Here is a 15,221-nt window from a genome sequence, read left to right as displayed (position 1 = left end):
ATGGATCTTTTCGACGATAATCCTGATTTACTTAATGATAGACCCTTAGCGGAAAGATTGCGTCCAAATAATCTCGAAGAATTCTTCGGTCAGGACCATCTTATTGCCAAAGGAAAACCTATCCGTCAGATGATAGATAACAAATCGATAGTGTCTATGATTCTCTGGGGACCACCGGGAATCGGTAAAACTACCCTCGCCTTAATCATATCAAAACTTATCGATGCTGAATTTATCCAACTGTCAGCTGTTTCATCAGGGGTTAAAGACGTGAGAGAGGCTATCAACAAAGCTGAGAAGAATCAAAAGTATTACAATAAGAAAACAATTCTCTTCATTGACGAAATACACAGGTTTAATAAATCTCAGCAGGATTCTCTTTTACACAGTGTCGAAAAAGGCTTGCTTACTCTGATTGGTGCTACAACAGAAAATCCATCTTTTGAAGTTATTTCACCTCTTCTTTCTCGTTGCCGCGTTTTTACTCTCGAAGAACTCGGAAAAGATGATTTCGAAAAGATTATTAAAAGAGCATTAAATTTTGACTCGGTCTTTAAGGACTTTAATATTAAAATCATTGATGTAAACTTCTTAATCTCAATGTCCAACGGTGATGCTCGCAGACTTCTGAACGGACTCGAATTCGCCTTTCGTCTTACACAGGCAGAGCATGGTGTTTACAATATAACTAATGATATTCTAAAAGATGCTTTTCAGACAAACTACATTAAGTACGATAAGAATGCCGAAGAGCATTATAACATAATATCCGCCTTCATTAAAAGCATGAGAGGCAGCGATCCTGATGCCGCTGTTTATTGGCTTGCGCGTATGCTTCAGGGTGGCGAAGACCCGAAGTTTATAGCAAGAAGAATGATTATTCTTGCCTCTGAAGATATTGGTAATGCCGACCCATATGCTATTACTATTGCTGTTTCAACTTTCAACGCAGTTGATAGTATTGGTATGCCTGAAGCCCGTATAATACTTTCGCAATGTGCAACGTATCTTGCTTGCTCTCCTAAAAGTAATTCTTCCTACATTGCTATTAGCAGAGCAGAACAGGATGTAAATGAACTGCCCGCTTACGGTGTTCCGCTTCATCTTCGTAATGCACCAACTAAACTCATGAAGGAACTTGGATATGGAAAAGAATATAAATATGCACATGATTACGAGGGACACTGGATTAAGATGGATTTCCTTCCGCAGGAAATTAAAGATAAAATATATTACGAACCATCAAATAATGGTCGCGAAGAAAAGTTTAAAAAGTTTTTACAGGAAAGAAAGAGAAAGAAGTGAGTTTATTGTTTTATAAATGATTCTATATAATCAGGAACGACTGGCTCGCCTTTAAAGAAATCTCCCCTCTTTCCTGCTGTGTAAGCCCATCTGTGGAGCCATGATATTCCCGCCCTTTTATAGAACTCGTCTTGCATTTTGTAACAATCATCTTGTAATGCTTCATCGATTGTAATAAACTCATAACCCTCCCTTTTATACATTCCAATAACCTTGTCAAAATAATCTGCATTTAATAAATTCGCATGCATCAGTAAAATATGCTTTATATTATATCCAAAAAGTGCTGAAGACTGATTTTCATAATATTTTAATACATCTCTCATATAATCGACATAATCATTACCAATTCTTTCCGCTAAAGAATCATTTCTTTCATATTTAGCTTTTTCATATGCCCACGAAAAGATATAGTCTGAATTGTCTATAGTTACAGGTGCTACTATGAATCCCAATGAGTCCAGAAATGCCTGTAGTGAATCTGCTTTTGTCTTCGTATCACCCCTGAATAAAAACGGATGTCTGAAATATTTTAATGTTTTTCCTCGTGATGCAAGGAGTTCCTTAAGGATTATTTCTCCATCAAGTATATCATTCTTGAATTCTGAGAAATATAAATTATTGTAATTTTTATGCGCATAAGTATGGTTAGCAAGAACCATCCCTTCATTAAGCCAATCTTCAAGAATTTTTACTTCGGAGGAATCTGGTATATTATTTAAGAATAGTTTCCCTGAATTAACTGAACCAAGAACTGTAATATTGTAATCTTTAAACATTTTCAGGAGTTTATCCGTTATGTATCTGCCTGTGTTATTTTCTCTAAAGTATTTTGTATTGTAAGGCAAATCATCACATGTTACACATAAATATTTGTGTGATTGAGGATAAACGAACCTAATTGCTGAAATTAGGAATATAAATAAGAATAACTTTTTCAATATCATTACAATATTTTCTTAATAGTCTCTATAGAATTTTTTACTTCCTCAAATGTTACATCAAGATGAAAAACTGCTCTTAAGTTTTCATAACTCCCCGAAGATATCCTTACTCCGTTATTTTCAAGAAGATTAATAAATTCTTTCTTGCTTTTCTTGCTATATGAGAAAACAACAATATTTGTTTGTACATTATCAAGATTAACATTAAAACCGTCTATCTTGGATATTTCCTCAGCAAAATATCTCGCTTTATCATGGTCTTCACTCAGTCTTTCAACATTATTCTCAAGAGCATATAAGGCTGCTGCAGCTATAATACCGGACTGACGCATCCCGCTTCCTAATATTTTCCTCCATTTATGTGCAGTTTCAATGAAACCTTTTTCTCCACATAAAATCGAACCCACAGGAGCTCCCAATCCTTTTGAGAAACAAAATGATATGGAATCACAATATTTTGCATATTCTTTTAGTGATATCCCTGTCGCAACTGAAGCATTAAATATTCTTGCTCCATCAATATGTAACTTGATTCCGTTATCTTTTGCTAATTCATATATTTCCTTTAGATTCTCTAACGGTTGTATAGTACCTCCTGCTCTATTGTGTGTATTCTCAATACATATTAATGTAGTCTTAGGAAAATAATACTCACTCGATCTTATTGCAATTCTAATATCCTCGGGATTCATTACTCCATTAATACCGGGGACAATGTGTAGTTGTACGTTTGAAATAATTGATGGAGCAGAGGTTTCGTAATGAAATATATGTGACTCAGATTCACAAATTACTTCATCCCCCTGTTTGGTATGACTTTTAATGGCAAGTTGATTTCCAAGGCAGCCTGTTGTTACAAACAAAGCACTTTCCTTTCCTGATATATCAGCACATTTTTCCTGTAGCTTTATGACTGTTGGATCTTCTCCGAAAACATCATCACCAACCTCAGCATTAAATATTGCCTCCCGCATCTTTTTGGAAGGCTTAGTAACAGTATCGCTTCTAAGATCTATCTTATTCATTATTGACTAAACATTTTTTCCTGATTTCCGCCATTACCATTTTCCTTGTCCTCTTCAACAATCCTTGCAACGGCAGAAATTTTATCATTTTCTCCAATTCTTATTAATCTAACCCCTGAAGCAGCACGTCCCATAACTCTAATATCTTTTATTTTCTGTCTGATAAGAATACCACGTGATGTTATTATCATTAAATCATCTGTATCCGTTACTTCCTTTATTGAAATCATCTTTCCGACTTTATCCGAAGTTTTAACTGTCTTTACGCCCTTACCGCCGCGTGCCGTTATCCTGTAATCAGCTAAATCACTTCTCTTACCGAATCCTTTTTCTGTTACTACTAATATTGTTGCACTTGCTCTGACAACTGCAATCATTCCTACTACATAATCGCCTTTCGCAAGCTTTATAGCTCTTACACCCGTAGCAGTCCTTCCCATATCCCTAACTAACGATTCGTTAAATCTTATTGCCTGTCCGAAATGTGTACCTATAACTATTTCCTGACTGCCATTTGTTAATTTAACTTCAACTAATGAATCTCTTTCATTTATATTTATGGCATTTATGCCGTTTCTTCTAATATTTGAGTAAGCATCCAGTTTTGTTTTCTTTATTACTCCAAGTTTAGTTATCATCGTTACGTACAAATCTTCTGCAAAGTCTTTTACCATTAGGAATGCAGAAATATTCTCATCTTTTTCCTTCTCGATAAGATTCAATATTGACTTCCCTCTCGATGACCTTGAACCTTCAGGGATGTCATATACCTTCAGCCAATAACATTTACCCCTGTCTGTAAAGAACATTATGTATTGATGTGTTGACCCAATAAACATATGTTCGATGAAATCCTCATCTGTACTGCCGGTAGATGCTGCTGTAATTCCCTTTCCTCCTCTGCCCTGTGCTTTGTATGATGTAACTGGAATTCTCTTAATAAATCCCTTATTTGAAATAGTAATAACAACATCTTCTTCTTTTACAAGTTCTTTGATCATTTCATCATCGCTCATCTTTTTCACATCATAAATAATAGAAGTTCTTCTTTCGTCGCCATATTTCTCTCTAAGTTCCTTTAAATCGCCTATAATAATTTCTCTCCTTAAATCTTCACTTGCAAGAATTCGCTTTAATCTTTCAATAGTCTTAAGTAATTCCTTATACTCTTCTTCAATCTTCTTTCTCTCTAATCCTGTAAGTCTCTGAAGTCTCATTTCCAGAATAGCCGTTGCCTGCATTTCTGATAACTTGAACTTCTTCATCAATGCTTCTTTTGCAGTCGGCGTATCCTTCGACTTCTTTATTACCTTAATTACTTCATCAATATTATCTAATGCTATTATATAACCTTCTAATATATGTGCTCGCTTCTCAGCTGCATTAAGTTCAAACTTGGAACGTCTTACTATTACATCAAGTCTGTGCTTAATGAAATACTCCATCATTTCTTTCAGGTTTAATACCCTCGGAACTCCATCAACTAATGCAAGACTTATTATTCCAAATGTCAGCCGCATCTGCGTATGTTTGTAAAGATTATTCACAATCACATTTGGATTTGCATCGCGTTTCAATCCAATCACTATTCTCATTCCGTCCTTATCACTCTCATCATTGATTGATGCAATATCATCAATCTTTTTATCCCTAACAAGCTGAGCAATATTTTCTATAAGCGTTGCTTTGTTGACCTGATAAGGCAGTTCAGTTACGATAATATTCTGCTTGTTTCTATCAGGCTCTATTGATACTTTTGCTTGTAGAATTACTTTTCCCCTGCCTGTTTCATAAGCATCAATTACGGGCTGGTATCCGTATATAATACCGCCAGTCGGAAAATCCGGAGCAGTTATATACTTCATAAGTTTCTTTATTGTAGCATCGGGGTTTTTCAACAAATAGATTAAACCGTCGCATACCTCGGTTAAATTATGTGGCGCTACATTCGTTGCCATCCCTACTGCTATACCGTTTGACCCATTGACTAATAAATTCGGAAAATTACAGGGTAGTACGGAAGGTTCTTTGAGAGTTTCATCAAAGTTTGGAACAAAATCAACCGTATTCTTATCTATATCTGTTAATAAAGTCTCGGCTATCTTTGACATACGGGCTTCTGTATAACGCATGGCTGCTGCTGAGTCTCCGTCAATTGAGCCGAAATTACCCTGCCCATCCACAAGTGTATATCGCAATGAAAAGTCCTGCACCATTCTAACCATCGTGTCATATATTGCTTTGTCGCCATGTGGATGAAATTTACCTAATACTTCACCAACAATTCTCGCCGATTTCTTGTATGGTTTATTTGAGTAATTTCCAAGTTCACTCATCCCAAAAAGTACTCTTCTGTGAACTGGTTTTAAACCGTCACGAACATCAGGCAATGCTCTCGAGACTATTACAGACATAGAATAATCTATGTATGATGATTTTAATTCATCTTCAATATTAACAGGTATTATCTTTTCGTTTGGCATTTAAGCTTTTTTTGAATATCCCTAAAGGAAATTTTTAAAAGTGGAGATAAGGAGATTCGAACTCCTGACCCCTTCGTTGCGAACGAAGTGCTCTACCAGCTGAGCTATACCCCCATAACAATCTGTAAAATACGAAAATTAGAGCTCTTTCTCAATGAAATTATTAATACAAAAAGGGTTTAAGAATGTCCTTAAACCCTTATAAATACTGTATTTAAGAATAATCTTTACTGTCCCAGATTTTTCAAATCATCCATAGATTTAAATTCAATATCTTTTGGTGGATCAAAGAAATCATCACCTAATTTTGCGTCTGGCTCAAATTCCTTTGCCTCCAATGTTGATTTACCGTCCGTGAATTTCAATGCTATCATGTCCTTGTAAATCCAGATTTTTTCTTCTCCTTTTGAGTATACATCACATTTATACCCAAGTACATCCTCACTTCCGCCCTTTGTGTAATCTTTAAGATGTTCTTTTACATCATAAAGTTTAGCAAAATCTTTCTGGAAGTTTTCATCTTTTGAAACATCCATCTTCATACCCATTTTTTGTCCCATCATATCCATTACCATATACATCATTCCGTCTTTGATGTACATTAAGGTACTTACATCCTGTCCTGCCTCTTTGGCTTTAATATCCATTTTGGCATTCTTTCCTTTTACAAACATGTCAAGAGTTCCTTTGCCCTTTTCATCTGTCATTTCATATTTTAGATGAAATGGGGTGTTTTCACTCATTGAAACATCTTTTTTCTCTTCCGTTTTTTTCTCTTCTTTGTTTCCTGCTGTATCTTTCTTGCCGCATCCTGCTATCAGACTTAATGATAAGATAGTTACAGCAAACAGGTAGAACAAATTCTTAATTTTCATAACTTTTTAATTTAAGTTTTTGTTAATATGTATTATAAGATACTAATTTTTGTTTTAATAAAACATAAACTTATTTTGTCTAAAAAAGAGGGTAATGAAATTAATTATGTTATACTTTTCGACGGAGTCTGCAACTTCTGTAACTCCTCCGTAAACTTTATTATCGATAATGATAAGTCCAACTTGTTTAAATTCGCTTCACTCCAGTCAAGCTATGGACAGGATGCTTTAAGCAAATTTAATCTTCCCACTGATAGTTTTTCTACTCTTATTTTAGTTGATGGTAATACTTTTTATACTCGTTCAGGTGCTGCTTTGCGTATATCAAAACATCTGAGGTTCCCTCATAATCTGTATTATGCCTTCATTATCGTTCCACCTTTTATTAGAAATTTCTTTTATGATATTGTTGCTCGAAACCGGTATAAGTGGTTTGGCAAAAAAGATGCTTGTAGAATACCCACTTCAGAAGAACAAAATAAGTTCATAGGATAATCTTATAAATATATTTATATTAAATAAAACAAATCATGATTCCCATAGCAGAACATATTATTGAGAAGTTTAACCTTGTTAAGCATCCCGAAGGAGGATACTTCTCCGAGAAATTCCGTTCCGATGAAAGTATAGAATCGGGACTTCCTGAAAGGTTTAAAAACAATCATGTTTTATATACATCAATTTATTTCCTGCTTGAAGAATATGATATTTCCGCTTTCCATGTACTTAAGGCAGATGAAATCTGGCATTTCTATGAAGGTACTTCACTCCTCATTCATTCAATTACAAAAAGCGGAATACTTGAAACAATAAGACTCGGAAGGAATTTCGATAAGGGTGATGTATTCCAGCACATGATTAAAGCAGGCACTAATTTCTGTGCTGAAGTAGAAAATAAATCTTCATACTCATTCGTTGGCTGCACTGTCTCCCCGGGCTTTGAATACTTCGATTTTGAATTGTGCAGAAGAAATGATTTGATAAATCTCTTTCCTCAACACAAAGATTTAATCACAAAATTCACAAGAGTATAAAGAATATTACTTCACAAGCATTAGCATCTTTGTATCGTTGAATCCTTTTGTCTCCATTTTACTATAATATATTCCGCTGCTGAATCTGCTCATATCAATCTCAAGATTGTACGTTCCTGAATTCAGATGACCGCTGAAAAGAACGGCCTTCTCCGCACCCAGTGAATTGTACAACGTTAATTTTACGTACTCGCTCTTCGGTATCGAAAACTTTATGTTAGTAACAGGATTAAACGGATTGGGATAGTTCTGCCAAAGCGCATAACCTTTCACTTCTGAGCCAATATTATTAATACCTATTGAACCCGTCACAGAACCCTTTGCCGCCTGTTGAACTTCTGAATGCCTTAACAATGATACTCTTTTGTAAACATATATATTGAAATCACAGTTTTCAGGAACCCATCCTGTATCAAGCGGATACGTAAATGTTTTCGTTAATGTCTGATTCAGATTCCATGTTCCGTTAATAAGCTGCTCACCATCGTATCCGTTCGCATTTGTTCTTATTACCCAGTCATGGTCAAAATTAAAATTCTGTTCGTTACAGGGCCCGCCTGCCTGGTATGATAAAAGGTTGTTTTCAGATATTACAAAGTTTATCCTATACTCGCCCGTTAATGTTTGCTCAGCCCGCGCATTTATTACCACCGTCAGCATCCTCGTAACAGGGTTGAATACCTTTGAAACAATTGTCAATTCTATTGGCGAAACGGGCGAAGTTGTGTACCTGTAATTCAGCGAATCCCTGTACCTGACATAACTAGTGTAACTCCAGAAGCTTCTGTCAATAAAAGACATCGGTGCGCTAAATCCTATTTCCGGTCCTATTAATGAATCACGAAGCGTGTTTCCGAAATAGATTGAATAAGGGTCAACCGGAGGTCTTATCGTACCGTGCATTGCAAGTATTACTGTTTGCGGGTATTGTAAAAGAGTAGAGGTTTTTAAGAGTGAATCCATGCAGCCGCAATATTCACAGGTATTAGAGGTTGTAAACTCAAGAAGTACCCTGCGTGGTGAAGCATAGGAGTTCAACGTAAGTAAGAGCAGTAAAACCGGAATAACCGTAACTCTTTTCATTTCAAATATTTATTATACGTTTATGGGACTATTTGAAAATAACTTCATTAAAACGTTTTTAAAAAGAAATGTACAAAATTATCACTTTAAGCATAATAAAAAAGGGCTGAATTTTTCAGCCCTTTCTGTATTAATAATATATTTATTTCTATTTCTGCTCTTCTGCTCTCTTCTTCTCGTAGTCAGCTATTATCTTGGTTTCCACTTCTTTCGGTACTTCTTCATAATGCGAGAATTTCCTCGTATATGAACCCCGTCCTTGTGTGAATGAACGTAGTTTTGAAGAATATCCGTTCATTTCCGATAATGGAATGTGACATCTGATAACCTGTAATCTTCCTTCAGATTCCATACCAAGTATCTTTCCTCTGCGTGATGATACATCCCCTGAAACAGCACCCATGAATTCCTCGGGGAAGTATATTTCAACTTCATAAACAGGTTCGAGTATTACAGGACTGGCATCCTTGAAACCTTTACGGAATGCCTGTGATGCAGCTAGCTTAAATGATAATTCATCTGAATCAACATTATGGAAAGAACCGAAATGAAGAGTCACCTTCACATCAATAACTTTACAGCCAATCAGCACACCGGATGCCATTGTTTCTATTATACCTTTTTCAACAGCCGGAATAAACCTTCCCGGAATTACTCCACCTACAATTGCATCAACAAATTCGAATCCTTCACCTCTGGGTTTAGGTTCTACATTTATTACGACGTGCCCAAATTGTCCTTTACCACCTGTTTGCTTCTTGTGCCTGTACTCAACATCATTAGCTTTTCTTTTAATCGTTTCTTTATATGGAATTTTTGGTTCCGTAAGTACTACATCAAGTCCGTACTTTGCTTTCATTCTGTTTATGATCGTGTTAATGTGAATCTCACCTTGCCCATGAATAATAGTCTGACTGATTTCTGGATCATAGTTCATCGCAAATGTCGGATCTTCTTCATGGAATGAATGCAAGGCTTGTCCAAGCTTGTCCTCTTCACCTTTTCTCGCTGAAGCTATAGCAAGAGACATATTCGGTAATGGAAATTTAATCGGCTCAAGTACTACTGGAAACTGCTTTGAAGAAAGTGTGTTGTTCGTATGCGAATCTTTTAACTTTACAACTCCGGCAAAATCTCCCGTTATTACTTCCGATATTTCTTTTCTGTCCTTTCCGTTCATCGTATATGTCTGTGCAAGCCTTTCCGATTTTCCCGTTGCCTCATTTATTAAATCCATTCCTGGAGTCACCTTACCTGAATATACTCTGAAAAATGAAAGCTCTCCTATATTCTTTTCAGAAATAGTTTTAAAAATAAATAAAACTGGTTGTCCGTTTACATCAGGTTTTACTTCAACTACTTCATCACTGTTTGGCTTATGACCTTTTTCTGCTGGTCTCTCCACCGGTGATTCTGTGTAATCAGCTATAAAATCCATAAGTGGCTTAACGCCTACATTCGTTGATGCTGATGTACAAAATACAGGAAACAGCATCCTGTCTTTCAGCCCTATCTTTAATCCCTCCGCAATCTCGGATTCAGTAAGTGAACCTGACTCAAAAAACTTCTCCATTAATGCATCATCTTCAGAAGCAATCGCTTCTATTAACTTTTGATGATATTCATCAGCCTTTTCTTTATGATTTGCTGGAATATCTTCAATAGTATAGTCGCCTTTTCCGTCAGTAGTAAATTTATACATCTTCATTTTTATTACGTCTATCACTGAATTAAATCCTAATCCGTGATTTACTGGATAAGATGCCACTGCTACCTGAGGACCAAAACTTTCTACAAGCTGATTTACCGTCTCTTCAAATACTGAGTTTTCAGTGTCAAGTTTATTGATTACAAATATTATATTATTGTGAAATTCTTTAGTAAATTTGAATGATGATTCTGTACCTACTTCTATACCCTTAAAAGCATCTACAACCATAATAGCTGTTTCTGTTATCCTTAAGGATGATTTCACTTCACCTGTAAAATCCATAAATCCCGGAGTGTCTATTATATTAAATTTAACTTTCTCTCCGTCACCCTTTTTCCAATAACAGTTCATTAGTGAAGAATTTATCGACATCTGTTTTTCGATTTCATCCTTGTGATAATCGCTGACTGTATTTCCTTCCTCTATCTTGCCGAATCTGTTGGTTACTCCTGCCGAGTGTAGAATTCCTTCCGTTAGTATTGTCTTACCGCTTCCCCCATGACCTATTACGGTTATATTCCTTATTTGTTCCGATTTAAAATCAGGCATAAGATTTTAGCTCCTTGCTTGCTTATTTTTAAAGTTATTCAAAATTATCAAAATTATATAAACGATTAAAATAATAATTGTGACTGTGATTTTAAAGCCACTTTTTAATAATATTAAATATTCTTAATTTTAAGAAATTAAGATATTATGAAAAAAATACTATTATCGGCTATTTTCATTTTAATCCCTGTGCATATTTTTGCTCAAATTATGTTATTGGGAAAAAATATTGACGAGTATGTTGAAGAATCTATGATAAGATGGAAAATTCCGGGAATGTCTGTAGCAATTATCGAAAACGGGATTATTACTTACGTAAAAGGTTATGGTCTCAATGAACTTTGTAAGAATGATAGAGTTGATGAAAATACCCTTTTTGCAGTTGCTTCAAACAGTAAGGCGTTTACTGGTCTTTCAATAGCAATTCTGGAAAGTGAAAATAAACTTAAACTTGATGATAAAGTTAATCTTTATATACCCGGCATTAAGTTATATGACAATACTTCAACGCAACTCTTAACTATAAAAGATGTTCTGACACATAGAATAGGTACTGGGACATTTCATGGTGACTTTATTACATGGGGAACAAATTATTCTGATGTTGCACTAATAGAAAAACTACAATACGTCAAACCCGTATTTGGTTTTAGAAGCGGTTATGGTTATTTCAATACTGGATATACTATTGCGGCAGAGGTTATTAAAAACATAACAGGAAAAAGTTGGGGCGAATTCGTTCAGGAAAGGATTCTGAACCCGCTCGATATGAAAAGAACTCTTATAAGTATTTCCCAATTAAATAACACGCAAAATATTGCCTCTCCTCATACTTTCGATTATGAATATAATATGGTTCCGATAAAATGGCGCAATGTAGATAATCTCGCAGCTGCTGCAGGACTCATCTCCTCTGCAAGTGACATGGCAAAATGGGTTGCAATGCAGATTAATATGGGTACACTGAATAATAATGATATCTTCTCCAAAAAACTTATATTGTCAACACACATTCCTTATAACATTATACCATCTCCGACTCATGGCACTGGAAGACTCACAAACAGGCATTTCAATACTTACGGTCTTGGATGGGGTATTGCTGATTATAAAGGTGAACTCATGATTGAACACTCCGGTGGTTACGATGGTATGTTGTCTCGGACTGCATTTCTTCCCGATAGGAAATTCGGACTTGTTATACTCACAAACAATGACCAAAACGAGATCATCACCTCTCTCATGTATCAGCTTTTTGATTATGCACTGAACAAAGAAGTTTTCAATTGGGATAGTCTCGCGTACTTAAATAGTACAAAAGACGGTGTACCTTACGATAAAATAACTTGGAACGAAATATACAATAAAAAGGACCCAAACCTAAAATCCAATTTTAATCTTAATGAACTGGTTGGTACCTATTCAAACGTACAGGCAGGTGACCTCTTGATTTCTGCTGCAGAGAATAATCTTAATTTCACATTGTCATCTCGGCCGGAAACGCGTGGAGTATTAAGTCATTGGAGAAACGACACTCTTATTTGTGAATTTGCTGACCTTGTTATTGGAAGATGCCTTGCACCTGTTTATTTCAACGATGGCAAAATAAAAAGCATAAAAATAAAATCATCGGATTTTGTTGACCCTCTTTATTATGAATTTATCAAAAAGGATTAAACGATTTTAAAATATTTTTGTTTTTATATATATGAATTTCAATAATATTCCGGAGCAACTTCCGATTACGACGTACGGTATGGAAATACTTCGTAAAGAAGTTAAACCCATTAAAAAAATTGACAAAGAGATTATTAAACTCGTACAGGATATGTATTTTACCATGGCAAGTGCCGAAGGAATTGGTTTAGCGGCTCCTCAGGTAAATTTCGATAAATCGCTTTGTGTCATTGACATTTCCTGCATAGATGAATACAAGCATGTAAAACCAATTACTTTAATAAATCCTGTCATTACTGATAATCATGGGGAAATTGCTATCGAAGAAGGTTGTCTTAGCATACCGGAAGTAAGAGCTGAAGTAAAAAGACCTGAGAAAATATTCGTTAAGTATAATGACTTTGACATGAATGATGTTTCTCTCGAAGCAGATGGTATGCTCGCAAGAGTCATTCAGCATGAAATAGACCATCTGCATGGTAAACTGTTTGTTGATCATCTCGACGAAGATGAACTGAAGAAACTAAAAGCATCACTTAATAAAATCAAAAAGCACAAAGTATTGCCAAATTATCCAATCTTTAACGGGAAATAAATTCTTATCATTATGCGAATAATTTTAATGGGTTCGCCGGATTTTGGGATACCTGCTTTCAGAAGGATTGTACAAAGTGACTATGAAGTTCCCGCAGTTGTCACGGTTCCGGATAAGAAAAAAGGCCGAGGACTTAAATTGAATTATTCTGATGTCAAAAAATTCGCTTTGGAGTACAAAATTCCTGTACTTCAGCCTGAGAACCTTCGAGACGAAGATTTCATTAATAATTTGAATTGTTTGAATCCTGACATAATTGTTATAATTGCTTTTCGTATCCTTCCAAAAGAGATTTTTACAATTCCTAAACTAGGTTCGATTAATTTGCATGCATCTATGTTGCCTAAATATAGAGGTGCTGCACCAATAAACCGCGCTATAATGAATGGAGAATCAATGTCTGGCATAACCACTTTTTTTCTTGACAATAGCGTTGACACTGGTAGTATAATTTTACAGAAGGAAATTTCTATTAACATTAATGATACTTTTGGAGATGTATATTATAGAATGTCAGAAGAAGGTGCCAACCTGATAATTGATACAATTAATCTTGTTAAAAACGGAACTTACAAACTGATTAGTCAAGATAATTCAATTGCAACAATAGCTCCAAAGATATATCGTAAGGATTGTTTAATTGATTGGAATAAAGATTCGATATCATTACACAATTACATAAGAGGTCTATCCCCGGCTCCTTCAGCTTATACAACAAGTAATGGAAAAGTATACAAAGTTTTGAAAAGCCTATTGAGTAATATAAAATCAAATAAAATACCAGGAACATTGTTTTCTGTTGATAAAAAACTTTATGTTTCAACCCTTGACAATGATCTTGAAATATTATCTATCCAACCTGAAGGTAAAAAGGCAATGAATGCAACAGATTTTGTTAATGGAATGTCTAACGATTTTATTATATTCTCTTCATGATTTTGTGCAGTTTCCAAAACCGCTAAAGCAAAAGACTTACTATGAAACAATAATATTTATTTTATTTGAAAAGTGATTTTTTATTATAATATATGCCAAAAGAAATTTCAAAAGAATTAATAAGACAGATTGACATTATATCAATGGTTCTGGATAAACCTGATAATTTTTCCGAAAATGATATATCTCGATTAGTATCTGAAAGCCTGACAACAGTTCGTAGAGATTTCACTAAGATTAGAGAAATTGGGATCCCTCTACACTCATCAAAAAGAAGGTTAAAAATTAATCAAAAAATATCTACGAAGCTGCTCAATAAACTCATCAATACATATCTGGCTCTTAATGATACTGATACAATTAAGAACTTAAAAGGAATAAGACAAATTTTTAAAGATGAGACGCTGAAATACTTCGTTCAAATCGTAAAGTCAATAAATCAGAAAACAAAAATCGAATTCGATTATGAAAAAGATGAGAAAAGGATTACTTTAAGAAGAAATGTAATACCTGTTGGATTATTAAAAACTAGCCGTTCTTTTATCCTGGTAGGACTTGAAAATGATGATATTCAAAAAGTAAGGTTTTATCTAATTGAAAAGTTACAAAACATAAACTTCACCTCAAAAAAGTCTGCACACAAAAGCCTTCCGTCAATGTATGAGTTTCTGAAAGATTCCTGGGGAATTTACCAGTCAGGTGTTGTAGAGAACGTAGAATTGCTTTTCGATAATTCTTGCACCAATATCAAGAACCGAGTCTTCATTAATAATCAAATAATTTTAGAAACCGAAAAAGGAGTACTTTTTAAAGCAAAACTAAAAATATCACGCGAATTCATATCTTGGATACTCGGCTGGGGAAACAAATGCAAAGTTATTAAACCTAAGTCACTTAGAAATGAAATAATAAAGACAGCTAAAGATATCATTAAGAAATATTGACTCGGTTTTATATAAATATTTAGTTCACTGGGTAATATTATTGTAATATTATTAAAAATT

General features: G+C 34.8%; 13 protein-coding genes and 1 tRNA gene. 7 read left to right on the top strand and 7 right to left on the bottom strand.

Annotated features, from left to right (window positions below):
• The gene (locus WC644_04030; protein ID MFA5011103.1) at window positions 1-1,305 is read left to right on the top strand and encodes a replication-associated recombination protein A; all 1,305 of its coding nucleotides are present in this window, start codon (window positions 1-3) and stop codon (window positions 1,303-1,305) included.
• A 2-nt stretch (window positions 1,306-1,307) separates the two neighbouring features.
• Here the strand turns inward: WC644_04030 and WC644_04025 are convergent, their stop codons facing one another.
• From WC644_04025 to WC644_04005, 5 genes are all read right to left on the bottom strand, one after another.
• The gene (locus tag WC644_04025; protein MFA5011102.1) at window positions 1,308-2,252 is read right to left on the bottom strand and encodes a polysaccharide deacetylase family protein; all 945 of its coding nucleotides are present in this window, start codon (window positions 2,250-2,252) and stop codon (window positions 1,308-1,310) included.
• A complete protein-coding gene (ltaE, locus tag WC644_04020) occupies window positions 2,252-3,274 on the bottom strand; it encodes a low-specificity L-threonine aldolase (protein MFA5011101.1) in 1,023 nt (340 codons plus the stop codon). The genes WC644_04025 and ltaE overlap by 1 nt, the downstream gene beginning before the upstream one ends.
• Entirely contained in the window at window positions 3,274-5,757 is a 2,484-nt protein-coding gene (gene gyrA / locus WC644_04015; protein MFA5011100.1) for a DNA gyrase subunit A, read from the bottom strand. Before gyrA ends, ltaE begins: the two co-directional genes overlap by 1 nt.
• A 41-nt stretch (window positions 5,758-5,798) precedes the next feature.
• Window positions 5,799-5,871 (bottom strand) — tRNA-Ala (locus WC644_04010).
• A gap of 113 nt (window positions 5,872-5,984) precedes the next feature.
• Window positions 5,985-6,632: a hypothetical protein gene (locus WC644_04005; protein ID MFA5011099.1), complete on the bottom strand. Its 648-nt coding sequence runs from the start codon at window positions 6,630-6,632 to the stop codon at window positions 5,985-5,987.
• Between the two features lie 75 nt (window positions 6,633-6,707).
• Between WC644_04005 and WC644_04000 the strand changes: the two genes are divergently transcribed.
• Window positions 6,708-7,127 carry a DCC1-like thiol-disulfide oxidoreductase family protein gene (locus tag WC644_04000; protein MFA5011098.1) on the top strand — a complete coding sequence of 140 codons (420 nt, stop codon included), beginning with the start codon at window positions 6,708-6,710 and terminating at the stop codon, window positions 7,125-7,127.
• A gap of 35 nt (window positions 7,128-7,162) precedes the next feature.
• Window positions 7,163-7,666 carry a cupin domain-containing protein gene (locus WC644_03995; protein ID MFA5011097.1) on the top strand — a complete coding sequence of 168 codons (504 nt, stop codon included), beginning with the start codon at window positions 7,163-7,165 and terminating at the stop codon, window positions 7,664-7,666.
• 6 nt (window positions 7,667-7,672) lie between these two features.
• On the opposite strand, the gene WC644_03990 is transcribed toward WC644_03995, so the two are convergent.
• Window positions 7,673-8,749, bottom strand: a complete 1,077-nt coding sequence (locus tag WC644_03990; protein MFA5011096.1) for an Omp28-related outer membrane protein — start codon at window positions 8,747-8,749, stop codon at window positions 7,673-7,675.
• A 148-nt stretch (window positions 8,750-8,897) separates the two neighbouring features.
• The gene (gene fusA / locus WC644_03985) at window positions 8,898-11,009 is read right to left on the bottom strand and encodes an elongation factor G (GenBank protein MFA5011095.1); all 2,112 of its coding nucleotides are present in this window, start codon (window positions 11,007-11,009) and stop codon (window positions 8,898-8,900) included.
• A 147-nt stretch (window positions 11,010-11,156) separates the two neighbouring features.
• Between fusA and WC644_03980 the strand changes: the two genes are divergently transcribed.
• From WC644_03980 to WC644_03965, 4 genes are all read left to right on the top strand, one after another.
• Window positions 11,157-12,686 (top strand): serine hydrolase domain-containing protein, encoded by a 1,530-nt coding sequence (locus tag WC644_03980; GenBank protein MFA5011094.1) that lies wholly within the window; start codon window positions 11,157-11,159, stop codon window positions 12,684-12,686.
• A 31-nt stretch (window positions 12,687-12,717) separates the two neighbouring features.
• Window positions 12,718-13,281, top strand: a complete 564-nt coding sequence (gene def / locus WC644_03975) for a peptide deformylase (GenBank protein MFA5011093.1) — start codon at window positions 12,718-12,720, stop codon at window positions 13,279-13,281.
• 12 nt (window positions 13,282-13,293) lie between these two features.
• Window positions 13,294-14,217, top strand: coding sequence for a methionyl-tRNA formyltransferase (gene fmt / locus WC644_03970; protein ID MFA5011092.1), 924 nt, complete (start codon window positions 13,294-13,296; stop codon window positions 14,215-14,217).
• A gap of 92 nt (window positions 14,218-14,309) precedes the next feature.
• On the top strand, window positions 14,310-15,161 hold the full coding sequence (locus WC644_03965) for a WYL domain-containing transcriptional regulator (GenBank protein ID MFA5011091.1): 852 nt from the start codon (window positions 14,310-14,312) through the stop codon (window positions 15,159-15,161).
• Window positions 15,162-15,221: the final 60 nt, after the last annotated feature.

The organism is Ignavibacteria bacterium (assembly GCA_041649015.1).
In the GTDB taxonomy this organism is placed as follows: domain Bacteria; phylum Bacteroidota; class Ignavibacteria; order Tepidaquicellales; family Tepidaquicellaceae; genus CAIKZJ01.
The sequence above is the reverse complement of the archived record's forward strand: the minus strand, read 5'-3'. Positions and strand labels throughout refer to the sequence as shown.

Excerpts from the sequence above, each read along its gene's own strand:
- WC644_04030 (MFA5011103.1), top strand. The coding sequence starts at position 1 with ATGGATCTTTTCGACGATAATCCTGATTTACTTAATGATAGACCCTTA.
- WC644_03990 (MFA5011096.1), bottom strand. The coding sequence starts at position 8,749 with ATGAAAAGAGTTACGGTTATTCCGGTTTTACTGCTCTTACTTACGTTG.
- fusA (MFA5011095.1), bottom strand. The coding sequence starts at position 11,009 with ATGCCTGATTTTAAATCGGAACAAATAAGGAATATAACCGTAATAGGT.
- WC644_03995 (MFA5011097.1), top strand. The coding sequence starts at position 7,163 with ATGATTCCCATAGCAGAACATATTATTGAGAAGTTTAACCTTGTTAAG.
- WC644_04005 (MFA5011099.1), bottom strand. The coding sequence starts at position 6,632 with ATGAAAATTAAGAATTTGTTCTACCTGTTTGCTGTAACTATCTTATCA.
- ltaE (MFA5011101.1), bottom strand. The coding sequence starts at position 3,274 with ATGAATAAGATAGATCTTAGAAGCGATACTGTTACTAAGCCTTCCAAA.
- WC644_03980 (MFA5011094.1), top strand. The coding sequence starts at position 11,157 with ATGAAAAAAATACTATTATCGGCTATTTTCATTTTAATCCCTGTGCAT.
- WC644_04025 (MFA5011102.1), bottom strand. The coding sequence starts at position 2,252 with ATGATATTGAAAAAGTTATTCTTATTTATATTCCTAATTTCAGCAATT.
- gyrA (MFA5011100.1), bottom strand. The coding sequence starts at position 5,757 with ATGCCAAACGAAAAGATAATACCTGTTAATATTGAAGATGAATTAAAA.
- def (MFA5011093.1), top strand. The coding sequence starts at position 12,718 with ATGAATTTCAATAATATTCCGGAGCAACTTCCGATTACGACGTACGGT.
- WC644_03965 (MFA5011091.1), top strand. The coding sequence starts at position 14,310 with ATGCCAAAAGAAATTTCAAAAGAATTAATAAGACAGATTGACATTATA.
- fmt (MFA5011092.1), top strand. The coding sequence starts at position 13,294 with ATGCGAATAATTTTAATGGGTTCGCCGGATTTTGGGATACCTGCTTTC.